22 protein-coding genes are annotated in these 22,312 nt (G+C 69.6%); 11 read left to right on the top strand and 11 right to left on the bottom strand.

The genetic code is table 11. From position 1 onward, the window contains the following. The first annotated feature begins 49 nt into the window (after positions 1 to 49). Positions 50 to 1,261 (top strand): alpha-hydroxy acid oxidase, encoded by a 1,212-nt coding sequence (locus tag HUW46_RS32925; protein WP_305859023.1) that lies wholly within the window; start codon positions 50 to 52, stop codon positions 1,259 to 1,261. Positions 1,262 to 1,277: 16 nt separating this feature from the next. Here HUW46_RS32925 and HUW46_RS32920 read toward each other — a convergent pair whose 3' ends face one another. The 4 genes from HUW46_RS32920 to HUW46_RS32905 form a co-directional block, all read right to left on the bottom strand. After that, a complete protein-coding gene (locus HUW46_RS32920; protein WP_215542648.1) occupies positions 1,278 to 1,919 on the bottom strand; it encodes a nicotinamide mononucleotide transporter family protein in 642 nt (213 codons plus the stop codon). 366 nt (positions 1,920 to 2,285) lie between these two features. Continuing rightward, positions 2,286 to 3,050: a mechanosensitive ion channel family protein gene (locus HUW46_RS32915; RefSeq protein ID WP_215542647.1), complete on the bottom strand. Its 765-nt coding sequence runs from the start codon at positions 3,048 to 3,050 to the stop codon at positions 2,286 to 2,288. Between the two features lie 212 nt (positions 3,051 to 3,262). Next, on the bottom strand, positions 3,263 to 4,483 hold the full coding sequence (locus HUW46_RS32910; protein ID WP_215542646.1) for an ABC transporter permease: 1,221 nt from the start codon (positions 4,481 to 4,483) through the stop codon (positions 3,263 to 3,265). 2 nt (positions 4,484 to 4,485) lie between these two features. Beyond that, a complete protein-coding gene (locus HUW46_RS32905; RefSeq protein WP_254125122.1) occupies positions 4,486 to 5,394 on the bottom strand; it encodes an ABC transporter ATP-binding protein in 909 nt (302 codons plus the stop codon). 168 nt (positions 5,395 to 5,562) lie between these two features. Between HUW46_RS32905 and HUW46_RS32900 the strand changes: the two genes are divergently transcribed. The 5 genes from HUW46_RS32900 (at position 5,563) to HUW46_RS32880 (ending at position 10,469) form a co-directional block, all read left to right on the top strand. Then, complete coding sequence (locus HUW46_RS32900) at positions 5,563 to 6,777, top strand: PucR family transcriptional regulator (RefSeq protein ID WP_215542644.1); 1,215 nt, start codon at positions 5,563 to 5,565, stop codon at positions 6,775 to 6,777. Between the two features lie 190 nt (positions 6,778 to 6,967). After that, complete coding sequence (locus HUW46_RS32895; protein WP_305859022.1) at positions 6,968 to 7,906, top strand: ACP S-malonyltransferase; 939 nt, start codon at positions 6,968 to 6,970, stop codon at positions 7,904 to 7,906. Next, the gene (locus HUW46_RS32890) at positions 7,903 to 8,877 is read left to right on the top strand and encodes a beta-ketoacyl-ACP synthase III (RefSeq protein WP_215542642.1); all 975 of its coding nucleotides are present in this window, start codon (positions 7,903 to 7,905) and stop codon (positions 8,875 to 8,877) included. The genes HUW46_RS32895 and HUW46_RS32890 overlap by 4 nt, the downstream gene beginning before the upstream one ends. A gap of 72 nt (positions 8,878 to 8,949) precedes the next feature. Further along, positions 8,950 to 9,195: an acyl carrier protein gene (locus tag HUW46_RS32885; RefSeq protein ID WP_215542641.1), complete on the top strand. Its 246-nt coding sequence runs from the start codon at positions 8,950 to 8,952 to the stop codon at positions 9,193 to 9,195. Positions 9,196 to 9,224: 29 nt separating this feature from the next. Further along, positions 9,225 to 10,469: a beta-ketoacyl-[acyl-carrier-protein] synthase family protein gene (locus tag HUW46_RS32880; protein ID WP_215550252.1), complete on the top strand. Its 1,245-nt coding sequence runs from the start codon at positions 9,225 to 9,227 to the stop codon at positions 10,467 to 10,469. A 71-nt stretch (positions 10,470 to 10,540) separates the two neighbouring features. Here the strand turns inward: HUW46_RS32880 and HUW46_RS32875 are convergent, their stop codons facing one another. Continuing rightward, a complete protein-coding gene (locus HUW46_RS32875) occupies positions 10,541 to 11,131 on the bottom strand; it encodes a hypothetical protein (protein ID WP_254125120.1) in 591 nt (196 codons plus the stop codon). A gap of 24 nt (positions 11,132 to 11,155) precedes the next feature. Further along, the gene (locus HUW46_RS32870; RefSeq protein ID WP_215542640.1) at positions 11,156 to 11,659 is read right to left on the bottom strand and encodes a DUF3145 domain-containing protein; all 504 of its coding nucleotides are present in this window, start codon (positions 11,657 to 11,659) and stop codon (positions 11,156 to 11,158) included. Between the two features lie 304 nt (positions 11,660 to 11,963). Between HUW46_RS32870 and HUW46_RS32865 the strand changes: the two genes are divergently transcribed. Continuing rightward, positions 11,964 to 13,655 carry a hypothetical protein gene (locus tag HUW46_RS32865; protein ID WP_215542639.1) on the top strand — a complete coding sequence of 564 codons (1,692 nt, stop codon included), beginning with the start codon at positions 11,964 to 11,966 and terminating at the stop codon, positions 13,653 to 13,655. 3 nt (positions 13,656 to 13,658) lie between these two features. Here HUW46_RS32865 and HUW46_RS32860 read toward each other — a convergent pair whose 3' ends face one another. Next, positions 13,659 to 15,050, bottom strand: a complete 1,392-nt coding sequence (locus HUW46_RS32860; RefSeq protein ID WP_215542638.1) for a dihydrolipoyl dehydrogenase family protein — start codon at positions 15,048 to 15,050, stop codon at positions 13,659 to 13,661. Between the two features lie 171 nt (positions 15,051 to 15,221). Between HUW46_RS32860 and HUW46_RS32855 the strand changes: the two genes are divergently transcribed. Further along, entirely contained in the window at positions 15,222 to 15,749 is a 528-nt protein-coding gene (locus tag HUW46_RS32855) for an Lsr2 dimerization domain-containing protein (protein WP_215542637.1), read from the top strand. A gap of 64 nt (positions 15,750 to 15,813) precedes the next feature. On the opposite strand, the gene HUW46_RS32850 is transcribed toward HUW46_RS32855, so the two are convergent. The 4 genes from HUW46_RS32850 to HUW46_RS32835 all read right to left on the bottom strand — a co-directional run bounded on the left by HUW46_RS32850 (position 15,814) and on the right by HUW46_RS32835 (position 19,434). Next, complete coding sequence (locus HUW46_RS32850; protein ID WP_215542636.1) at positions 15,814 to 17,199, bottom strand: NAD(P)(+) transhydrogenase (Re/Si-specific) subunit beta; 1,386 nt, start codon at positions 17,197 to 17,199, stop codon at positions 15,814 to 15,816. Next, a complete protein-coding gene (locus tag HUW46_RS32845; protein WP_215542635.1) occupies positions 17,196 to 17,498 on the bottom strand; it encodes an NAD(P) transhydrogenase subunit alpha in 303 nt (100 codons plus the stop codon). Before HUW46_RS32845 ends, HUW46_RS32850 begins: the two co-directional genes overlap by 4 nt. Next, entirely contained in the window at positions 17,498 to 18,598 is a 1,101-nt protein-coding gene (locus tag HUW46_RS32840) for a Re/Si-specific NAD(P)(+) transhydrogenase subunit alpha (protein ID WP_215542634.1), read from the bottom strand. The genes HUW46_RS32845 and HUW46_RS32840 overlap by 1 nt, the downstream gene beginning before the upstream one ends. A 137-nt stretch (positions 18,599 to 18,735) precedes the next feature. Continuing rightward, positions 18,736 to 19,434: a TetR family transcriptional regulator gene (locus tag HUW46_RS32835; RefSeq protein WP_254126663.1), complete on the bottom strand. Its 699-nt coding sequence runs from the start codon at positions 19,432 to 19,434 to the stop codon at positions 18,736 to 18,738. An 84-nt stretch (positions 19,435 to 19,518) separates the two neighbouring features. Between HUW46_RS32835 and HUW46_RS32830 the strand changes: the two genes are divergently transcribed. From HUW46_RS32830 to HUW46_RS32820, 3 genes are read left to right on the top strand one after another with little or no spacing between them, the layout of a single operon-like run. Beyond that, positions 19,519 to 20,619 (top strand): ferredoxin reductase, encoded by a 1,101-nt coding sequence (locus HUW46_RS32830; protein ID WP_215542632.1) that lies wholly within the window; start codon positions 19,519 to 19,521, stop codon positions 20,617 to 20,619. A gap of 11 nt (positions 20,620 to 20,630) precedes the next feature. Beyond that, positions 20,631 to 21,752, top strand: a complete 1,122-nt coding sequence (locus HUW46_RS32825) for a fatty acid desaturase family protein (protein ID WP_215542631.1) — start codon at positions 20,631 to 20,633, stop codon at positions 21,750 to 21,752. Positions 21,753 to 21,763: 11 nt separating this feature from the next. Further along, positions 21,764 to 21,973: a hypothetical protein gene (locus HUW46_RS32820; RefSeq protein WP_215542630.1), complete on the top strand. Its 210-nt coding sequence runs from the start codon at positions 21,764 to 21,766 to the stop codon at positions 21,971 to 21,973. Positions 21,974 to 22,312: the final 339 nt, after the last annotated feature.

Below are 22,312 nucleotides of genomic sequence, written 5' to 3'. Positions count from 1 at the left end.
AGTCCGTTAGGGTAAAGATCGGATGTATGCGCGTAAGGAGGGTGACCGAGTGACGAAGCGCCGCCTGCCCCGGCCCAGTGAGCTCAAGCAGATCCTGCGGCCGAAACCGGTCGTGCTGAACCCCACCGACCGCAGGCTGGCCGGCGCGCACACGATCGCCGATCTCCGCACGCTGGCCCGCAAGCGGACGCCGCGCGCGCCGTTCGACTACACCGACGGCGCCGCCGAGCTCGAAGACAGCCTCCGCCGCGCGCGACAAGTGTTCCGCAGCATCGAATTCCACCCCAACGTGCTGCGCGGTGTGTCCGATGTGGACACCTCGAAGGAGATCCTCGGGAAGCGCTCCGAGCTGCCGTTCGCGTTCGCGCCGACCGGGTTCACCCGCATGATGAACCACGAGGGCGAGCGCGCGGTGGCCCGCGTCGCGCAGCGCAACGGCATCCCGTTCTCGTTGTCCACCATGGGAACCACGTCGATCGAGGACGCCGCCGAGGCCGCGCCGCAGGCGCGCAAGTGGTTCCAGCTCTACGTCTGGAACGACCACGGCGCGGGCGAAGATCTGATGAATCGGGCGTGGGAGTCCGGATACGACACCCTCCTGCTGACCGTCGACACGCCGGTCGCCGGTGCGCGCATGCGGGACGTGCGCAACGGCCTGACGATCCCGCCCGCGCTGACGCTGAAGACCTTCGTCGACGGCGCGATGCACCCGTCGTGGTGGTTCAACCTGCTGACCACCGAGCCGCTGACCTTCGCTTCACTGAGCCATTTCGACGGCACCGTCGCCGAGTTGCTCAACCAGCTGTTCGACCCCACGCTCGATTTCGACGACCTCGACTGGGTGCGCGCCACCTGGCCGGGCAAGCTCGTGGTCAAGGGCATCCAGAACGCCGACGACGCCCGCGACGTGGTGGCGCACGGCGCCGACGCGGTGCTGCTGTCCAACCACGGCGGCCGCCAGCTCGACCGCGCGCCGACCCCGCTCGAACTGCTGCCAGCCGCGCTCGACGCGGTCGGCGGCGAAGCGGAGGTGTGGCTCGACACCGGCATCCTCTCCGGCGGTGACATCGTGGCCGCGATCGCCCGCGGCGCCGACGCGGTGCTCATCGGGCGCGCGTTCCTGTACGGGCTGATGGCGGGCGGCGAACGCGGCGTGCAGCGGACCGTGGACATCCTGCGCACCGAGCTGGTCCGCACCATGCAGCTGCTCGGCGTCCGGACGATCGGCGACCTGCGCCCCTCGCACGCCGTCCTGCCCTGACCTCGGCTGAACAGCGTTACTTTGCTGCCGTGACCACCGGCGCGGCTTCGAGGCGTACCTGCTTCGCCGTCTTGTGCCAGCTCCACCAGCCGTGCACCACGAGCCCGGCGAAGACCAGGTAGATCGCGGCCGAGAAGTACAGCCCGGAGCTGATCTGCAGCGGCACGCCGATCGCGTCCACGACCAGCCACACCAGCCAGAACTCGACGAGCCCCGCGCCCTGCGCGGCGAAGGCCACCAGCGTGCCGACGAAGATCGCCGCGTCCGGCCACGGCGCCCACGACGCGTTCAGCGCCTGCAGCAGCAGGGCCATCGCGGTGGTTCCGGCGAGGAACGCCGACGCCATCGCGACGCGTTCGATGGCGCGGCCGTCGCGGACCGCGATGCCGTAGACGGGATCGGCCTTGCGCGTCCACGCCCACCAGCCGTACAGCGAGATCAGCAGGATGGCGATCTGGCGGCTGGCCAGCCCGCCGAGGTGGGCGGAGACGTACACGGCGAACAGCAGCGCGGTGGCGCCGACCTGCACCGGCCACGTCCAGAGGGTGCGCCGCCGCGCGAGGAAGACGACCGCGAGCGCGAACACCTGCCCGGCCAGCTCGGCGATCGAGATCCACTGACCGAAGACCGTGACACCGTGCCGCAGCAGAAACTCCACCGGCCCACCCCTTTCGTCTCTCGGGTCAACATGCTCCCGCGGGCCCGCCATTCCCTAGAAACTGTGAGCCGAAAAACAGCTGTACCTCGCAGCCACTCCCGCCTACAACAACCGACGCCCGCCCGACTACTCCATTCGGCGCTCGCCCGCCTACCTCCCGAGTGCCGCGAGGTCCGCGCCGAAGGCGCGGCCACTCCCAACCCAACCACGCACCCGGCGATCCGACGCGCCCCGCGCGGCGGGAGCGTGCAGTCGGTCGCAGGGCCCCCTGGGCCCTCTAAATTTGCGATGGCAGGGCGCCAACACACCAGGGCGCGACTCACCTCGTGAGCCGCGCCCTGGCAGCGCAAATTTTGCCGACCGATATCAAACTTGCTTGAACCCATGAGGCGGGGTGGGGGCGTCGACGGCGGTGGGCTGGTCGTGCTTGCCGCCGGAGCCGACGCCGGGGTTCGCGCCGCCGTCGCGGCTGAACTGGTTCTGCAGGCTGCCCATCCAGCCCTCCCAGCGCTGCTGGGCCGGCTTGATGAGGCCGCCGCCGAACCCGACGACGAGCACGCCGCCGATGGTGGCGAGCACGGTGATCAGCACCGGGGTGGTCACCGTGGTGGCGATGTTGACCTGGTTGAGCGCGGCGATGATGCCGAAGGCCATGATCAGCCAGTAGGCGATGGTGCCGAGCAGCCTGCCGGCGGGCCGCCCGGAAAGCGCGCTGCCGACCAGATCGCGAACGACCTTCGCGATCGCCGCGGCGACGATCACGAGCACGACGGCGACCACGATCCGCGGCAGGAACGCGATCACGTCGTTGAGCAGCTGGCTCACCGGATTGGTCGGCCCGAACACGCCGAAGGCGAGCTGCAGCGCGATCAGCAGAATGAAGTAGTAGACGAGTTTCGTGATGATGCCCGTCGCGTCGACGCTGCTTTGTTTCAGCATCCCGGACAGGCCGGTCTTGTCGATCATCTTCGAAAATCCGAGCTTGCCGAGCACCAGGCCCAGGCCCTTCGAGATCGCCTTCGCGATCAACCACCCGATCAGCAGGACGATCAGGAAGAAGATGAGCTTGGGCACAAAGGTCGCGATCAGCCCCCACGCCTGGCCGAGTCCGTCCTTGAGCTGCTGTCCCACAACATCCTCCTCGCTCGCCGCGAAATTCAATTCCTGGCGGAATCGTTTATCAGCGGCGCGGGGGCAGCAACTCGACTGGTCCACGATTGGGTGAGACCCGTAGCGGATGAAGATCCACTGGGCCATAGTTGAACCACCGGTGGGGACCGGGGAGACGAGGCCGCCCGGCCAGGCGAAAACGCCGAGCCGGGCGGCCTCGAGTTATTTCGGGATCAAGCTGCCGTCAGGGCGTCGCGCAGTTTGACCTTGGCGCCGGTCCGCATGACGGCGTTGCGGTAGATCCGGCCGGCCAACCAGATCAGCACCGGCAGCGCGGCGAGGGTGAGCACCACCGAGAGCGCCGTTTCCCACACCGGCACGCCGCCGATGGCCAGCCGCACCGGCATCAGCGTCGGCGAGAACACCGGGATCACCGAAAGCACTTCGACGAGCTTGCTGCCCGGGTTCGACGGGACGATGGTGACCCCGATGATGTACCCGGCGACGACGAACATCAGCGCGGGCGTCACCGCGCCGCCGACGTCCTCCTGCCGCGAGACCAGCGCGCCGAGTGCGGCGAACACGATCGCGTACATCAGGAACCCGAGCAGGAACCACACCACGAGCCAAACGACGGCGCCGACGGTGGCCGAAATGGACACTTCCGACAACGCGTTCGTCCCCAACGCCGCGGCCAACCCGGCGACGCCGATCAACACCATCTGCAACAGCCCCACCGCGCCGATGCCGAGCACCTTCCCGGTCATCAGCTGCCACGGGCGGACCGTGGACAGCAGCAGTTCGACCACCCGGCTCGTCTTCTCCTCGACCACGCCCTGCGCGACCATCTGGCCGTTGAGCATCAGCGAAAGGTAGATCAGCAGCCCGGCGATGAACCCGATCGCGATCTGCTGCCCGCTGTACTCGGTCGGGGTCTCCATCGGCTCGATGTTGACCGCGGCCCCGGCGACGGCCTTGTTCACCGCGGCGGGATCCCCGCCGAGCTTCTGGACCTGGTCGTTGAAGGCCACCTGCCCGGCGAGCACGTTCAGCGCGTTCTTGAGCTTGCCGTCGAGGTCCTTCTTGACCACGACCGAGACCTTGCCCGGCGCCTTCGGGTCGTCGAGGAGCAGCGCGTCCAGCGAGCCGTCGGCGACCTTGGCCCTGCCGGCGGCCTCGTCGGCGATCGGGTTCACCGTCACCGTCTGGCCGATGCTGGTCGCACTGGCCTGCAGCGGCGCCGACAGCGACGCGCTCTGCGGCAGCACGCCGACCGTCGCGTCCGAGCCGCCGCTGACGAGCTTCATCACGAGCGCGCCCGCGACGATCAGCAGCATCAGCACCACCGTGCTGATCCGCCACGCCTTCGACTTGAGGCGGGTGGTGATCTCACGGGAGGCCACCAGCCACACCGAGGACCATCCGCTCGACTTGTCCTGGATCGGTGTACTCACGTTCACTCCCCCGGCTCGGTGACGACGTTGCGGAACAGTTCGGTCAAGGAGGTCCTGCTGCGGGCGAACTCGTGCACGGGCCCGGTCGCCAGCGCCGCCTTGAGCACGGCCTGGTCGTCGGTGCCCGCGGCGAGTTCCAGCTCGGTGCGCCCGTTCTCGTGCCGCAGCACCTTCACCCCGGCCAGCCCGTCGGCCCAGCCAGCTGGCGCGTCCGGCGCGTGCACCAGCAACCGCACCGCACTGTCCACACTCAACTCCGCGACCGTGCCGGAGGTGACCATCTGTCCACTGCGGACGATGCCGATCCGGTCGCACAGCCGCTCGACGAGATCGAGCTGATGGCTGGAGAACACCACCGGCACGCCTTCGGCCGCCTTTTCCTTGAGCACCTGGCTCATCACGTCGACGGCGACCGGGTCGAGCCCGGAGAACGGCTCATCGAGCACCAGTATCCGCGGGTCGTGCACGAGCGCCGCGGCGAGCTGCACGCGCTGCTGGTTGCCGAGGCTGAGCTTTTCGACCTCGTCGTTCCGCTTGGCTTCGACGCCGAGCCGTTCCGTCCACGCGTCACTCGCCTTGGCCGCGGCACGCGCGGAAAGGCCGTGCAAACGAGCCAAATAGGACAGTTGCTCGCCGACCTTCATCTTCGGGTAGAGCCCGCGCTCCTCCGGCATGTACCCGATGTGGCGCCGTGTTTCCAGCGTCACCGGCTCGCCACCGAAGCGCACTTCCCCGGAATCGCTGCTGAGCACGCCCAGCGCGATCCGCATCGTGGTGGTCTTGCCCGCGCCGTTGCTGCCGACGAAACCGAACAGCTCGCCCGCGCGGACTTCGAAGGACATTTCCCGCAAGGCGACCACGTCGCCGTAGCGTTTCGAGATCTTGTCGATCTCCAGTTTCTGTTCCGGCAAGGCTTTTCCCTTTCTCCCCGCACCCCCTGTGGCACGCGGCATCACGCGAACGGAGCTGATCGTGCCAGCGTAGGAACGGGTGGCGGGTACCGGCTAGCAACCTAAGTTGCGGGCCGTGCTCCGCGAGTTGTCTTCTCCCCATGGCACGCCCAGTACCATGAGCATGTCATGACTTCAGAAGCCCCGCGACAAAGCGTGCCGAAACGACATGGACTTTCCGCCAATACGCTGAAACGGCTCGAACACGCCTCCGGGAGCCTCGCGTCGGCGAGCGTCGCGGCGATGGAAGAACGGCTGCCCTGGTTCGGCAGGCTGCCCGCCGACCAGCGGGCCAGCGTCCTGCTCATCACGCAGACCGGTGCCGCCGGTTTCGTCGCGTGGTTGCGCGACTCCAAAGAGGCGTTGAAGCTGACCGCCGACGCGTTCCGCGGCGCGCCGACCGAGCTGTCCCGCTGGATCAGCCTCCGCCAGGCCGTCGGCCTCGTCCGCCTCGCCATCGAGGTCTTCGAGGAACAGCTCCCCGCGTTCGCCGCGACCGAGGCCGAGCGCGCCGCGTTGATCGAGGGAATTCTGCGCTACGGCAGGGAAATCGCGTTCGCGGCGGCCAACTCCTACGCCGCCGCGGCCGAGGCGCGCGGCGCGTGGGACGCCAGGCTGGAAGCGCTCGTCGTGGACGGCATCGTGCGTGGCGACGCCGAGGAATCCGTGCTTTCGCGCGCCGCGGCGCTCGGCTGGGATCCGGCGACCGCGGCCACCGTGCTGGTCGGCAACCCCGGCTCCGACGACCCGCCGACGGTGGTGTTCGAGGTGCGCAGCAGGGCCGCGCGCGTCGGCCGCGCCGTGCTGCTGAGCGTGCAGGGCTCCCGGCTCGTCATCGTCGTCGCGGGCCCGACCGACGGGAGCCTCAAGGACCAGGAGATCCTCGCGAAGCTGTCGGTCGCCTTCGGGGACGGCCCGGTGGTCGCCGGGCCGACCGTCGGCACGCTGGCCGAGGCGCACCGCAGCGCCGTCGAAGCGCTGTCCGGCCTGCGCGCGGTGGTCGGCTGGCCGTCCGCGCCGAGGCCGGTGCGCTCCGGCGAGCTGCTGCCCGAGCGCGCGCTCGCGGGCGACCCGGACGCCGAACGCCTCCTGGTCGACGAGATCGCCAGGCCGCTCGAAGCGGCGGGCGGCACGCTCCTGCAGACCGTCGAGACCTATCTCGAAGGCGGCGGGGTGCTCGAAACCTGCGCGAGGACGCTGGTGGTGCACCCCAACACCGTCCGATACCGGCTCCGGCGGGTGGCGGACCTGACCGGACGCCATCCCGCCGACCCCCGCGACGCGCTCATCCTGCGCATCGCGCTGACCGTGGCGCGGCTGGCGAAAGCACGAGGGCTGTGGTGAACGGACAACGGTGGTGAACCGGCACCAGCCGACACGCCGGGCGGGGTGACCCACTTCACGGCAAAAAGTGCCGAAACCCGACAAGGCAATCTGGTTAAGGGCGTTAATCCGGCGGCAACCTTTGTAGGAACCCTCCAACATCACCGCGTTAACTTGGTGAGCGGCGACATCACGACGATGGGCGGGCACCGTGTTCCCTAGAGGGGTGATTGCAGTCCTCGCCCCCGGACAGGGCTCCCAAGCGCCCGGCATGCTCGCTCCCTGGCTCGAGCTGGAAGGCACCGAAGACCGCGTACGCCGCTGGTCGGAGCTGACGGGACTGGACCTCGTGCACCTCGGCACCGAGGCGGGCGCGGAGGACATCCAGGACACCGCGATCACCCAGCCGCTCATCGTGGCGCTCTCCCTGCTCGCCTTCGACGAACTGCGGCGCGTCGCCCCGGTCGCCGACGACGCGCCGGTGGCTGGCCATTCGGTCGGCGAGCTCGCCGCCGCCGCCATCGCGGGCGTGCTGACCGCCGATGACGCGGTGCGGCTCGCCGCCGTCCGCGGCGCGGAAATGGCGAAGGCGTGCGCGCTCGAGCCCACCAGCATGGCCGCCGTGATGCTCGGGACGCCGGACGAGATCGTCGCGTGGCTCGACGGCGAAGGGCTCACCGCGGCGAACCAGAACGGCGCGGGGCAGATCGTGGCCTCCGGTTCCGCCGAGAAGATCGCCAAGATCGTCGCCGAGCCGCTCGCGGGCACGAAGGTGCGCGCGCTCAAGGTCGCCGGCGCCTTCCACACCGAGTACATGGCACCGGCCGAGGAAGCGCTGCGCGCGCACGCCGCGGGCATCGCGCCGCAGGACCCCACCCGGCCACTGCTGTCCAATGCGGACGGTGCGGTGGTGACCAGTGGCGCGGAGTACCTGGAGCGGCTGATCAAGCAGGTCACGCGCCCGGTGCGCTGGGACCTCACCATGGACGGCCTCGTTTCGCTCGGCGTCACCGAAACCGTCGAGCTGCCGCCCGCGGGCACGCTCACCGGACTCGTGAAGCGCCAGCTCAAAGGCGTCGTGACCACCCCGACCGCGTTGAAGACCCCGGCCGAGTTCGCGAAGCTCACCGGGCAGGAGGCGAGCAAGTGACCGAACTGCGACTCACCACCGGCGCCAAGGCCAGCCGGATCCTCGGCGTGGGCAGCTTCCAGCCGGAGCGCGTGGTCACGAACGACGACCTGTCCGAGATCATGGACACCAGCGACCAGTGGATCAGGGACCGCGTCGGCATCATCGAGCGCCGATTCGCCGACAAGGACACGCTGCTCGTCGACATGGCCGTCGAGGCAGGCACCCGCGCACTCGCCGACGCGGGCGCCGATCCGTCCGAAGTGGACACCGTGATCGTGCCGAACTGCACGATGCCCTCGCCCATCCCGAACGCGGCGGCGCAGGTCGCCGACCGGATCGGGGTGAAGGCGCCCGGCGCGTTCGACCTCAACGCCGCCTGCGCGGGGTTCTGCTACGGACTCGGCGTCGCCTCCGACCTGATCCGCGCGGGCTCGGCGAAGAAGGTGCTGGTGATCGGCGCCGAGAAGCTCACCGATTCGGTCGACCCGACGGACAGGGCGAACGCGATCATCTTCGCCGACGGCGCCGGTGCCGCGCTCGTCGGGCCGAGCGACGAGCCGCACATCAGCCCGGTGGTGTGGGGCAGCGCTGGCGATCTCGTCGAGACCATCTACATGCGCGACCACCGCTACATCTACCAGGAGGGCCAAGCGGTCTTCCGGTGGGCGACCACGAAGATCGCGCCGATCGCCTTCGACGTGCTCAAGGCCGCGGGGCTCACACCGTCCGATGTGGACGTGCTGATCCCGCACCAGGCGAACCTCCGTATCGTGGAGGCGATCGCGAAGAAGCTGCGCGCCGCCGGCGCGCGCGAGGACATGGTGGTCGCCGACGACATCAAGTACTCCGGCAACACCTCGTCGGCGTCGATCCCGATGGCACTGGACCACATGCGCAAGGCGGGCACGGTGAAATCGGGCGATGTCGCGCTCATCGTCGGTTTCGGCGCCGGTCTGTCCTACGCGGGGCAGGTCATCATCTGTCCGTGATACCAATTCCCCGGAGGGCACCGTCGCCCCCGGCGGAGCACATCAGCGAAAACCCAGGAAGGAAACCCGCAAGTGGCTGACAACGAAGAAATCCTGTCCGGTCTCGCCGAGATCGTCGAAGAGGTCGCCGGTGTGGCGCAGGACGACGTGACCGCCGAGAAGTCCTTCGTGGACGACCTCGACATCGACTCGCTGTCGATGGTGGAGATCGCCGTGCAGGCCGAGGACAAGTTCGGCGTCAAGATCCCGGACGACGAGCTCGCGAACCTGAAGACCGTCGGTGACGCCGTGAACTACGTCGCCGCCAACGCCAAGTAGTTCCGCTCTACGACTCGGGGAGCTTCATGATGAGCAACGACGTCGTGATCACTGGGCTGGGTGCCACCACTCCGCTCGGCGGAGACGTCGAGACCACGTGGCAGGGACTGCTGACCGGCCGCAGTGGTGTGTCTACTTTGGACACCGAGTGGGTCAGGAAGTTCGACCTGCCGGTGAAGATCGCAGCACGGCTCGCCGTGGAGCCAACCGAGATCCTGCCGAGGGTGCAGGCGAGGCGGCTCGACCGCAGCGAGCAGGTCGCCATGATCGCCGCGCGGCAGGCATGGGCCGATGCCGGGTTCAGCGCTGAGAACGGTGCCGATGGCGGCGTGGAGCCCGAGCGGCTCGCGGTCATCATCGGCACCGGGATCGGCGGTGCCACCACCCTGCTCGACCAGGACGACCTGCTGGAGACCACCGGTCTGCGCAAGGTCTCCCCGCTGACCGTGCCAATGCTGATGCCGAACGGTCCCGCCGCGCACGTCGGGCTCGAACTCAAGGCCCGTGCCGGGGTGCACGCCCCGGTGTCGGCCTGCGCGTCGGGCGCGGAGGCACTGGCGTGGGGCTGGCGGATGCTGCGCACCGGCGAGGCCGACGTCGTGGTGGCCGGTGGCGCGGAGGCCGCGATCGCCGCGATCACCATGGCCGGGTTCGCCCAGGCGCGCACGATGAGCACCCGCAACGACGACCCGGAACGCGCCTCGCGGCCGTGGGACGTCAACCGGGACGGGTTCGTCCTCGGCGAGGGCGCCGGCATCGTCGTGCTCGAACGCGAGGAGTTCGCGAAGGCACGCGGCGCGCGCGTCTACGGGAAGCTCGCCGGGATCGGCACGAGCGCCGACTCGTACCACATCACCGGCCCCGACCCGGAGGGCACCGGCCAGGCACGCGCCATCACCGCGGCGCTGCGCAGCGCCGGACTGTCCCGTGAGGACATCGGGCACGTCAACGCCCACGCCACCTCGACCCCGGTCGGTGACGTCGGCGAAACCGTGGCCGTGCGCAAGGCCATCGGTGAGCACCCGGTGCTCACCGCGCCGAAGGGCGCGCTCGGGCACCTGCTCGGCGCCGCCGGTGCCGTCGAGGCGATCGCCACCGTGCTGTCGATCAAGGAAGGCGTCATCCCGCCGACCCTGAACCTCGAGAACCCGGATCCCGGCGTCGTGCAGGACATCGTCGCGGGCGAAGCGCGCAAGGTCGACCTGAAGGCCGCGGTCAGCGACTCGTTCGGGTTCGGCGGGCACAACGTCGCACTGGCGTTCACCCCGGCCTGACCCCGGCGAAGATCCACGAAAAGGGGCGCCTCCACTGTGGAGGCGCCCCTTTTCGTTGTCCGGTAACGGTTTCAGCAGGCCTTGAACTCGACGGGCGCGCCGGAAGGCAGCGCGTCGACCTTCCAGGCCCCGGCTTCCTGCCGCACCGGCAGCACGAGGCTCCACCGGATGCACCGCTCCGGCAGCTCGGGCGGCGCGTCGCCGGGGTCCTGGGTGCTGGTGAAGGACACCAGCACGTTCATCAGCTCCGGCCTCGCCGCCTCGATCCGGTAGACCAGGATGCTGCCGTCGCGCGTGCTCTTGAAGCTCTCGTGCCACTCGGACGAACCCATGATCTGCAGCCGCGCCACCGTCACCGTCGTGCGGTACCGCTCGAAGTTGCGGTCGTTGATCGAGTCGAAGTAGTCCTGCAGGAGCTTGCGCACGGTGTCGTCCTGCGGATGCGCCGCGGCGTCCGGGGTCAGCTCGACGGCTCTCGGCCCCGGCTGCTCGCCGGGCGGGAGCTGCTTGGTCGTGCCGATGGTGACGCCCGCGACCTCCTGGCGGTCCGGCTGGCGGTACAGCTCACGGGTCAGCAGGCCACCACCCACGGTGAGCGAGACGACCACGACCAGTACGGGGATGAGCCAACGTGCGCGCGGCGGCTGAATCGGGCGGGACACACCCGAAAGAGTAGTCGCCGCCGCTCAGCCGACCTGGTGCAGCCACGTCACCGGCGCGCCATCGCCCGCGTGCCGGAAGTCTTCGAGCGCCTCGTCCCAGTTCGCGCCGAGCAGCTCGTCGAGCTTGTGCGCGAACTGTTCGCCCGCCCTGGTCTGCGCGACGAGCGCGCGCAGCTGGTCCTCGCCGACGACGATGTCGCCGTTGGCGCTGGTGCGGCCATGCCAAAGGCCGAGGCCTGGCACGTAGCAGAACCGCTCACCGTCCACACCGGCGCTCGGCTCCTCGGCGACCTCGAAGCGCACCATCGGCCATGCCTTCAGCGCGGAGGCCAGCTTGGCACCGGCCCCGGAGGGCGCGCTCCAGCCGCACTCCGCGCGCAACTGCCCTGGAGCGGCCGGCTGTGCCGTCCACTTCAGTTCCACTCGGGTCCCGAGGGTGCCCGAAATAGCCCACTCGACGTGCGGGCAGACCGCAGACGGCGACGAGTGGACGTAGACCACGCCACGCGTGGTGCCACGAGTGCTCACTGCTGACCTCCGCTGCTCGACCAGGTGCGTCTTCCCCTACGACCTGGCGAACTCCGGTGGCCCGGACCCGTGACGCTTGGTCCTCATTGTGCACGCCCGCTGCCCCATTTGCCACAGGAACACCAGAAGTCTCACCTCCGCAGGGGAGCGAGCGGTCACCGTCCACTCCCACCTTGGGCGAACCGGTCAAGGGCGCATCCCCCATCCGGGGGTCATCCGACAGGCCGCACGCGGCATACGCAGAGGTACCGAGCGCCCGCGCTAGCGTGTGCACCCGAAGAATGTCGACTCGGGGAGGTGCCTCTTGCGGCTCGTCCGTCTCGGCAAGCAGCCGGCTCGGGTCGCCGACGACATCCGCGCCGCGCTCGCCTCGCTCGGCCGCGGTAGCACCGTCGGCGGCGGGATCGCCCTCATCGGCCCCCAGCCAGCGGGATGCGCCGAGCCCGTGGACGCGATCCTGATCCTGCCGAAGGGCGTCCTGATCGTCATCGGCGTCGATCTGCCCGATCCCGCCATGCGGCTGGAAGCCCCGCTGCACGGGCAGTGGAAGGCCGACGGCTGGCCGCTCGTGCGCACCGACGAGGCGACCAACCCGGCGACCGAGGCGCTCGCCCTGTCCGAAGCCATCGGGGCCCGCATCGCCGCCGAACTGCCGTCCAGCCCGCCCGTGGGGACCGTGGTGGCGGTGGGCCCGTTCGTGGCGGACGTCGAACAGCCGCCGTCGGACCTGGCCGGGCCGGTGCGCGTGCTGCACCCGACGCCGACCAGCATGCTCGCCGCGACCGTGTCCCTCGCGTCGGCGAAGCGGCCCTGCTCGGCCCCCACCGCGCGCGCCCTGCTCGACCTCCTCGCGCCGGACACCCCGGCGCTCGACGACGACGTCCTGTTCGCGGAAGGCTTCTACGCCGCGGCGAAGAACGAGCCGCGGGCCCTGGCCGAACCCACCGCGACCGTGCCGGTCACGCCGGTCCCCCGCCAGACCCACGGCGGCTGGGCCAGCCCCCAACCGTCCACACCGGACTCCGAGCCGCTTGCGGAGGACGAGCCGGCGCTGGCGGCCGCCGCGCCGACCGAACGGGAAGAACCGCCCGCCGTGGCGGAAACTCCCGCGGAGCCCGCCGCAGAGCCCGCCGCTGAGGCTGTCGCCGAGCCTGCTGCCGAGTCCGTTGGCGAAGCCGTCGCTGAGCCCGCAGCCGAGCCCGTCGCTGAGTCCGAAGTGGCCGAAGAGCCGGAGCTGGAGCCCATCCTGTGGCCGAGCGAAGCGGACTCGCGAGGCCCCGAACCCGTCGCACCCCAGCCCGTCGCGCCCGAGCCGGTGGCGGCCGCTGCCGTGGCACCGCACGGGGAAGCCAAAGCGCCGAAGCCGCGGAAGGCCGCGGTGCGCTGGCTCCCGATCGCCGCGATCGGGCTGCTCGTCGTGCTGGTCGGCACCGCGATCGTGTCCGCGACCAGTGGTGGGGACGATCCGGCGCCGGTCGCCGCGTCGTCGGCCCCGCCCGCCACGTCGGCACCGCAGCCGCCCCGCACCACGTCGGCTCCGGCGCCGACCAGCGCGCCTTCCACGGAAGTCGCGCTCACCTCGCGCGCTTCGAGCGCGGACGCGCGGTGCGCCTCGCACGGCTTCGGCGACGTTCAGGCCAGCCTCGGCCGCACGAGCTGCAGCGAGGTGCGCCGAGGCAGTTTCGACGCGACCGTCGACGGCAAGAAGGCCGCGGTCTCGGTCGCGGTGGTGTCCTTCCCCGACACGCGCACCGCGGACGAGTTCCGCAAGGTCGCCGACAACCCCGGTGGCGGCGGGATCATCGACGTGGCGACCGAGCAGTCCAAATGGGACGGTGCGGTGCCGAGGTTCGAAGGCGCCGCCTACGCGAGCGCGCTCGACGGCAAGTCGGTGCGGCTCGTGCAGGCGGTGTGGGCGGCGGGAACGTCCACACCGGAGGATCCGGCGCTCGTCCGCGCCGCGAAGGCAGCCCTCACCGTCCCCATCGGCCCGTAGGCGCTACAAGCCGTACTCCTCCAGGAGGCGGAGCCAGACCTCGCTCATCGTGGGGAAGGCCGGGACGGCGTGCCACAGGCGGCGCAACGGCACTTCGCCCGCGACCGCGATCGTCGCCGAGTGCAGCAGCTCCGCCACGTCCTGGCCGACGAAGGTGACCCCGACGAGGACCTCGCGTTCGGTGTCGACGACGATCCTGGCCCTGCCCTCGTACCCGTCGGCGTGCAGCGAAGACCCGGCTACCGCGATGTCGATGTCGACCACGCGATGGACGTCGGACTCGGCACCGGCGAGGCCGACGGAGGCGACTTCGGGATCGGTGAACACGACCTGCGGCACCGCGTAGTGGTCGGCGGTGGCGGCGTAGGCGGTCCACGGCGCGCTCTGGAGTGCTTCCCCCTTCGCGCGCGCCGCGATCACGTCACCGACGATCCTCGCCGCGTACTTGCCCTGGTGGGTCAGCGGCGCGCGTCCGGTGACGTCACCTGCCGCATAGAGCCAGTTCCCGGCGATGCCGGTCGCGGTGCCGGAATCGCCGACGGCCAGCGCCTTTCCCGGTTCGAGGCCGATCGAGTCGAGGCCGAGGTCGCCGGTCGCGGGCGCCCTGCCGGTGGCCACCAGCAGCCGGTCGACCGCGAGCGTGCCGCCGCCGGTCAGCGCCAGCACGGTCGAACCGTCCACTTCGGACACCGAGTCGACGCCGGAACCGGCGCGCACCCGCACGCCGTCCTCGCCGAGCCCCTTCACCACCGCGTCACCGACGAAGTCGGCGTACTTCGGCAACGGCCGTTCGCCGGTGATGATCAGGTCCACCTCGGAGCCGAGCCGCGCCCACGCCTGCGCCATCTCCACCCCGACGACTCCGCCGCCGAGCACGGCGAGGCGGCCGGGCACCTCGCTCGACGACGTCGCCTCGCGCGAGCCCCAGGTCTTCACGTCCGCGAGCCCCGGGATGTCCGGTGTCCTCGGCACGCTTCCGGTGCACACCACGACGGCGTGGTTCGCGCGGAGCACGCGATCGCCGTCGACGGTCACTTCCCGCTCACCGGTGATCCGGCCGCGCCCGCGCACCGGCTCGATCCCGGCGCCGCGCGCCCAGTCGACCTGGCCGGTGTCGTCGCCCTTGCCGGTGAAGTAGTCGCGCCGCTCGAACACCTTCGCCGGATCGAGCTTCGCCCCGACCTCGACACCCGGCATCCGCTTCGCCGCGGCGAGCAGATTTCCGGGGCGCAGCAACGCCTTGCTCGGGATGCAGGCCCAGTACGAGCATTCGCCGCCGAAGCGCTCGTGCTCGACGAGCGCGACCGACAGACCGGCCGCGGCCGCCCGTCCCGCCGCGTTCTCCCCGACCGGCCCGCCGCCGATGACCACCACGTCGAACGTTTCTTCCGCCATGCCTTCAGCGCACACCAGCGCGCGGCGACGCGCAACCCCAACCACCTGTGCGCGCGGGAAAAGGGAAACCGGTATTCTCCTGCCCCGAGCTCAAGGACGGCGAGAAGGTTTCGACGAGGGTCGCCGTGCCGATTGCGCTTCGACAACGATCGAGCACGGGAGGTTTCTTACGTGGCCAGAAATACAGCCGTTCACGTCCTGGACGACTTGAACGGGGAGCCGGCCGAGGAGACGGTCAGCTTCGCCCTCGACGGAGTCGAGTACGACATCGACCTGTCCGCCGAGAACGCCGCGAACCTCCGCGGAATCCTGGACGCCTACGTCGGGAACGGGCGGCGGACCGGCGGCCGCAAGCGCAGGCCCCGCACGTTCGCGGTGCCGAAGCGCGGCAGGCGCGCCGCCGCCGGGGCGAAAACGGCGGCCACGCCGAAGAAAACCGCGAAGGCCGCCGGTGGCACGACGAAGGCGGCGCCGAAGAAGGTGTCGCCGAAGACCTCGGCCACCGCCAAGGCCGCGGCGGCGAAGGTGAAGCCCGCCAAGGCTTCCGCGAAGGCGGCCCCGAAGACCGCGGCGAAGGCGGCCACCGAAAAGAAGACCGCCACGGCCCGCAAGCCCGCAGCGGCGAAGACCAGCTCGCCCGCGAAGCCGAAGCGCTCCACGCGCAAGGCACCGCCGGTGCTCTTCTCCGCCGCCGAATAGCGCTGACGCCCTGAAGGCCACCTTGACGGCACTCAAGGTGGCCTTCAGGGCAGGAATTCCCGCGTTACAGGGACTTCAGTTCTTCGACGATTTCGCCGACCGAGGCCTTCGCGTCGCCGAAGAGCATGCTCGTCTTCGGGTCGTAGAACAGCGCGTTGTCGATCCCGGCGAAACCCGAGCTCATCCCGCGCTTGAGCACGATCACCGAGCGGCTGTGGTTCACCTTCAGGATCGGCATCCCGTAGATCGGCGAGCCGGGATCGGTCTCGGCGGCGGGGTTCGTCACGTCGTTCGCGCCGATCACCAGCGCCACGTCGGTCTGGGCGAACTCCGAGTTGATCTCGTCCATTTCCTTGAGCCGTTCGTACGGGACGTCGGCCTCGGCGAGCAGGACGTTCATGTGGCCCGGCATCCGGCCCGCGACCGGATGGATCGCGTAGTCGACCGTGATTCCCTTGCCCTCCAGCAACTGCGCCATTTCGCGCACCGCGTGCTGCGCCTGCGCCACGGCCATCCCGTACCCGGGCACCACGACCACCTTGCCCGCGTAGGCCATCTGGATCGCGGTGTCGGCCGCGCTCGTGCTGCGCACCGGCTTGGCCTCGCCGCCGCTCCCGCTCGAAACCGCCGTGGTGCCACCGAAACCGCCGGCCACGATCGCCGGGATCGACCGGTTCATCGCCTTGGCCATCAGGTTCGTCAGGATCGAACCGGACGCGCCGACGATCATGCCCGCCACGATGAGCGCGGTGTTGTCGAGCGCGAGGCCCATCGCCGCGGCGGAAAGCCCGGTGAGCGCGTTGAGCAGGGAGATCACCACGGGCATGTCGGCGCCGCCGATCGGCAGCACCACCATCACGCCGAGGATCGCGGCCGCGACCAGCAACCCGATCATCAGCAGCTCGGCGTCCCCGCCGATCGCGATCACCACGCCGAGCACGAGCGCGGCCACCAGCAGCAGCGCGTTCACCGGCTGCTGGAGCTTCCCGAGCGTGATCGGCTTGCCCGGCAAGATCTCCTGGAGCTTCCCGAACGCGACGTTCGAGCCCCAGAACGAGATCGACCCGACGATCGCCGCGAACAGCGACGCGATCGCCACGTGCTTCGGCTCGTGCGCGTATCCCTCGCTGGTGCGGAATTCGACCCAGGCGATGAGCGCGACCGCCCCGCCGCCGACGCCGTTGAACAGCGCGACCATCTGCGGCATGGCGGTCATCTTCACCTTGCGCGCCGCGGGCACGCCGACGACGGCACCGAGCGCGACGCCGAGCGCGATCAGCACCCAGTTGCTCATCCCCGGCGTGAGCAGGGTCGCCACGACCGCGATGCCCATGCCCACGGCGGCGATCGCGTTGCCGCGCACCGCCGTCCTCGGCCCGGTCAGCCCCATCAGGCCGTAGATGAACAACGCGAACGAAATGATGTACAGAACCGCGATGAAACTGGTCATGAGTCCTCACGCTCGCGTTCGGGCTTGCGGTCCTTGAACATCGCGAGCATCCGGTCGGTGACCAGGAACCCGCCGACGACGTTGATCGTGCCGAAGGCGATCGCGATCACCAGCAGGATCTTGTTGAGCACGCCGTCCGCGCCGAGGCCGAGCACGACGAGCCCGCCGAGCAGCACGATGCCGTGGATCGCGTTGGTACCGGACATCAACGGTGTGTGCAGCGTGTTCGGCACCTTCGAGATCACCGCGAATCCCACGAATCCGGCGAGCACGAGGATCGCCAGGTTCTGCACCAGCATCAGCCGTCTCCCTTCTGACCACCCGCGACGCAGGCGCCCGCGACAATCTCGTCGGTGAAGTCGAGCGCGAGCGCGCCTTCGTCGTCGACGAGCAGTTCCACGAGTTCGGTGAGATTGCGCGCGTACAGCTCGCTGGCGTGCGCCGGCATTTCGGCGGCCAGGTTCGACGGCGCGCTGATCGTCACATCGTGGACCACCACGTCCTGACCGGGCTCGGTCAGCTCGCAGTTCCCGCCCGTCTCCCCGGCGAGGTCCACCACGACGCTGCCCGGCGGCATCCCGCGCACGGCGTCGGCGGTGACGAGCGTCGGCGCCCGGCGGCCCGGCACGAGCGCCGTGGTGATCACGGCGTCGAACCGGGTGATCGCTTCGGTGAGCCTTCGCTGCTGCTCGGCGCGTTCCTCGTCGGTCAGCTCGCGCGCGTACCCGCCTTCACCGGTCGCTTCGATGCCGAGTTCGAGGAACTGCGCGCCGACCGAGCGCACCTGATCGGCGACCTCCGGCCGGACGTCGTAGCCCGTGGTCTGCGCGCCGAGCCGCTTCGCCGTGGCCAGCGCCTGCAACCCGGCGACACCCGCCCCGAGCACCAGCACTTTCGCGGGCGGGACGGTGCCCGCCGCGGTGGTGAGCATGGGGAAGAACCGCGGCAGGCGCGTCGCGGCGAGCAGCACCGCGCGGTACCCGGCCACACTGCTCTGCGACGACAGCGCGTCCATCGCCTGCGCGCGTGAGATGCGCGGGATGGATTCGACCGCGAACGCGACGACACCCGCGTCGGCCAGCTTCTCCGTTGTGTCCTTTGAGGACAGTGGATCGAGGAAGCCGATGAGCACCGTGCCGCGCGCGAGCTTCGCGATCTCGTCGTCCGAGGGTTTCGCGACCTTGAGCACGATTTCGGCGCCCCACGGGTCGCCGAGTTCGGCGCCCGCCTTTTCGTACAGGTCGTCCGGCACCATCGCAGCGGCGCCGGCACCCGGCTCCACCACCACGCGCACCTTGCCCGGTCTTCCCCTGACCAGGCGCTCGACCAGCTTCGGCACGAGCGCGACCCGCCGTTCGCCCGCTCGTGACTCTTTGACCACACCGATCGTCACCGGCACCGTGCGACCTCCTGCCGTCCTCTTGCCCCGAGGACCGGATGCTAACCCGGATCACGCACAGGTTTACCACGCGTGATCACCGCCACGTGAGTCCCCGAGTCCGATCCGGAACCTTCCGCGGGTTTTCCGGCGTGGGGTCAGTGCTTGGACTGCCAGTTCGCGACACCGAGAACGATCAAGCGCAGCCGTTTCTCGGCCGTCCTCACGATCGCCTGGTCCGTTTCGCCGTCACCTGGCCGCACTTCCAGCAGGTCCATCACGGTCGCCTGCATCGAGGTGACGATCAGCTCGGCCATCATGTGCAAGTCCGCTGTGCTCCATTCGCGCAGAAACTCGAACCGAGCGAGGTCCACCGCCAGTTCGCTGGAGAACAGCCGCAGTTCCATCGCGATCGCGCGTGCCACGGGCCCGGTACCGCCGTAGCGTTCCCTGGTCAGGAACCGGAAGTGGTCCTCGTGCGCGCGGACGTGCCGGTGCAGTGTCCGCACCGAGGCGCGGATGATCCCGCCGAAGGCCGCGTCGCTGGGATCGGCGCGCGCGGTCCGGATCATGGTGCGCAGCGTGCGCATCGACTCCTCGACGAGCGCGACGCCGAGTTCGTCCATCGAAGCGAAGTGCCGGTAGAACGCGGTGGGCACGATCCCGGCTCGCTTGGCGACCTCGCGCAGGCTCAGGCTCGCGAACCCCCGGTCCGCGAGCAGGTCGAGCGCCGCGGCCAGCAGCGACTGGCGCGTCTTCTCCTTGCGCTCCCGTCGCGTCGCCGTGCTTTCCCCGGCGCGCGCCCCCTGGTCGGTGCTCACCCGCGGGAGCGTACGCACTTCCTCGATATCGGCCACGTCACAGTTCTCCGAGTTGACAGCCAGCGCGGTCATGCACTGCACTATTCAGTGTACATCTGTTCACTGGAGTCAGGAGGTGTGATGACAGCGCTCGTACCGCGGCGGGCACGCAGGCTCGCCTCACTGGCCGAAGCACTGCTCACCCCGCACGGCATGGACCGGTACCTCGAACTGATCGACCCGATGCTGGTCCGCAGGGAGATCAGGGGCTCGGTGACCGAGGTCCGCAGGCAGACCGCGGACACGGTCACGCTGACCATCCGGCCGAGCAGGGCGTGGCGCGGGTTCACCGCGGGCCAGTACGTCCGCGTCACCGTCGACATCGACGGCGTGCGCCGGACGCGCTGCTATTCGCCGGCTTGCTCGCAGCACGACCGGGACGGCTCGCTGGAGCTGACCATCAAGGCCGATCCGAACGGGCTCGTTTCGCGGCACCTCTTCCGCACCGCGGCACGGGGCACCGTGCTCGGACTTTCCCAGCCGGACGGCGGTTTCACCCTGCCGTCGCCGCGACCGGAGCGGATCCTGCTGGTCAGCGGCGGCAGCGGGATCACGCCGGTGCTGTCGATGCTGCGCACGCTCGTCGACGAACGCCACCCCGGCCCGATTTCGTTCCTGCACTACGCGAACACCGCGGACGACGTGCTCTACCGCCGCGAGCTGACCGAGCTGCGGCGGCGGCACCCCCAGCTCGACGTCGTGTTCGGCTACACGCTGGAGGACGAAGGCGCGGACGTGCACGGCTTCTTCAGCCGCGAGCACCTCGCGGAAGCCGCGCCGTGGTACCGCGACGCGCAGACCTTCCTGTGCGGCCCGAAGCCGCTGATGGACTCGGTGCGCGAGCTGTACGACACCGAAGGTTTGAGTGAACGACTGCACACCGAAGAGTTCACGCCACCGGCGCTGACCTTCGACTCGCCGGAGACGGCCGAGGGCAACGTCCGCTTCGCGCACAGCGGCAAGGAGGTGGCCAACTCCGGCAAACCGCTGCTGGAGCAGGCCGAGGACGCCGGGCTGAACCCGGAGCACGGCTGCCGCATGGGGATCTGCTTCTCCTGCACGAAGGTCAAGACCTCCGGCTGCGTCCGCAACGCGAAGTCCGGCGAGCTTTCCGACGAAGAGAACGAAGAAATCCAGCTCTGCATCTCCGTCCCCGTCGGGGACGTCGAGATCAACGCGTGAGGAGTTTTGAGATGACTGGCCTGCAAGACCGCCTGACCCCCGAGCAGGTCGAGGAGTTCGGCCGCGAGCTCGACGAGGTCCGGCAGCGGATCGTCGCCGATCTCGGCGCCGCGGACGTCGACTACATCCACAACATCATCAAAACCCAGCGCGGCCTGGAAATCCTCGGCCGCGGGCTGCTGTTCGCCGGGTTCTTCCCGCCAGCGTGGATCGCGGGCGTCGGCGCACTCTCGCTGTCGAAGATCCTCGACAACATGGAAATCGGCCACAACGTGATGCACGGCCAGTACGACTGGACGCGCGACCCGGCGCTGAGCTCGCAGAAGTTCGAATGGGACAACGTGGCGCCCGCGGAGAACTGGCGGCATTCGCACAACTACATCCACCACACGTACACGAACATCCTCGACAAGGACCGGGACATCGGTTACGGGATCCTGCGCATGGATCCCGCGCAGAAGTGGCACCCGTACTACCTCGGCAACCCGGTGTACGCGGTGCTGCTGGCGATCCTGTTCGAGTGGGGCGTGATGCTGCACGACCTCGAGGTCGAACGGGTCGTCAAGGGCGAGCGCACCTTCGAGGAGAACAAGCCCGTGTGGGCGAAGATCTGGCGCAAGGCCTCGCGCCAGATCGGCAAGGACTACCTCCTGTTCCCGTTGCTGACCGGGCCGATGGCGCCGCTGACGCTGCTCGGCAACGCCACCGCAAACCTGACCAGGAACCTGTGGGCGTTCGCGATCATCTTCTGCGGGCACTTCCCCGCCGACGTGGAAAGCTTCACCGAGGAGGAAACCGAGCAGGAGACGCGCGGCCAGTGGTACCTGCGCCAGATCCTCGGCTCGGCGAACATCACCGGCGGCAAGCTGTTCCACATCATGTCGGGCAACCTCTCGCACCAGATCGAGCACCACCTGTTCCCGGACATCCCGGCGCGGCGGTACCCGCAGATCGCCGGTGAGGTGCGGGCGATCTGCGAGAAGTACGGGCTGCCGTACCACACCGGGCCGCTGCGCAAGCAGCTCTTCTCGGTGGCGAAGAAGATCATCAAGCTGGCACTGCCCGGTTCGGGTGCGACGGCGCCGAACCCGGAGCCCACTACCCTGAAGCGCGAGAAGGCACTCGCGGCGTAGGGACGAGGACCATGGTCGGGAAGTTCGAAAGCGAGAAGGACACGATTCAGGTGGTCACCGAATCGGCGGCGACGCATATCGGCAACATCGCGACCATCATCACCGGCGCGGTCCGCGACATCGCACGGGAAACCGGCGACTGGCTCACCGAGTTCATCGAGATGCGCGAGGCGTCTCGTCGCGCGCAGGCGGACCACCGCGAAGAACCCCCGCTGGACTGATCCTCGCGGGTCGGGTTCGGTAGCGGGTGGCGGCACGAGGGCCGGGTTCGGGGCGCTGGAGTCCCTGAAGGTGGCCTTCGAGGCAGGCGCCGGACCCGGCCATCTGCTGCGAGGGCCGAGATCCTGGCGCTAGATGCCCCGAGGGTGGCCTTCGGGGACAGTGCCGAGCCCGGCCGCCCGCCGCGAGGGCCGAGATTGTGAGGCTAGGTTCCCCGAGGGGGACCTTCGGGAGGCTGAGCGCCCAGAGGTCATCGTGATGCTGTGTGGGGCGCCGCTCCGTGGGCGTGGTGGCGGAGATGCGCGACTGGCGCGTGTGGGGAAGTCCCCGAAGGTGGCCTT

It is taken from the genome of Amycolatopsis sp. CA-230715, from assembly GCF_018736145.1.
Taxonomy (GTDB): Bacteria; Actinomycetota; Actinomycetes; order Mycobacteriales; family Pseudonocardiaceae; genus Amycolatopsis.
Note: the sequence above shows the minus strand (reverse complement) of the source record. Positions and strands in the feature narration are given on the sequence as shown.

Coding starts and splice junctions, on each gene's coding strand:
- HUW46_RS32900 (WP_215542644.1), top strand. CDS start 5,563: ATGACTTCAGAAGCCCCGCGACAAAGCGTGCCGAAACGACATGGACTT.
- HUW46_RS32880 (WP_215550252.1), top strand. CDS start 9,225: ATGAGCAACGACGTCGTGATCACTGGGCTGGGTGCCACCACTCCGCTC.
- HUW46_RS32860 (WP_215542638.1), bottom strand. CDS start 15,050: ATGGCGGAAGAAACGTTCGACGTGGTGGTCATCGGCGGCGGGCCGGTC.
- HUW46_RS32850 (WP_215542636.1), bottom strand. CDS start 17,199: ATGACCAGTTTCATCGCGGTTCTGTACATCATTTCGTTCGCGTTGTTC.
- HUW46_RS32845 (WP_215542635.1), bottom strand. CDS start 17,498: ATGCTGGTGCAGAACCTGGCGATCCTCGTGCTCGCCGGATTCGTGGGA.
- HUW46_RS32830 (WP_215542632.1), top strand. CDS start 19,519: ATGACAGCGCTCGTACCGCGGCGGGCACGCAGGCTCGCCTCACTGGCC.
- HUW46_RS32825 (WP_215542631.1), top strand. CDS start 20,631: ATGACTGGCCTGCAAGACCGCCTGACCCCCGAGCAGGTCGAGGAGTTC.
- HUW46_RS32820 (WP_215542630.1), top strand. CDS start 21,764: ATGGTCGGGAAGTTCGAAAGCGAGAAGGACACGATTCAGGTGGTCACC.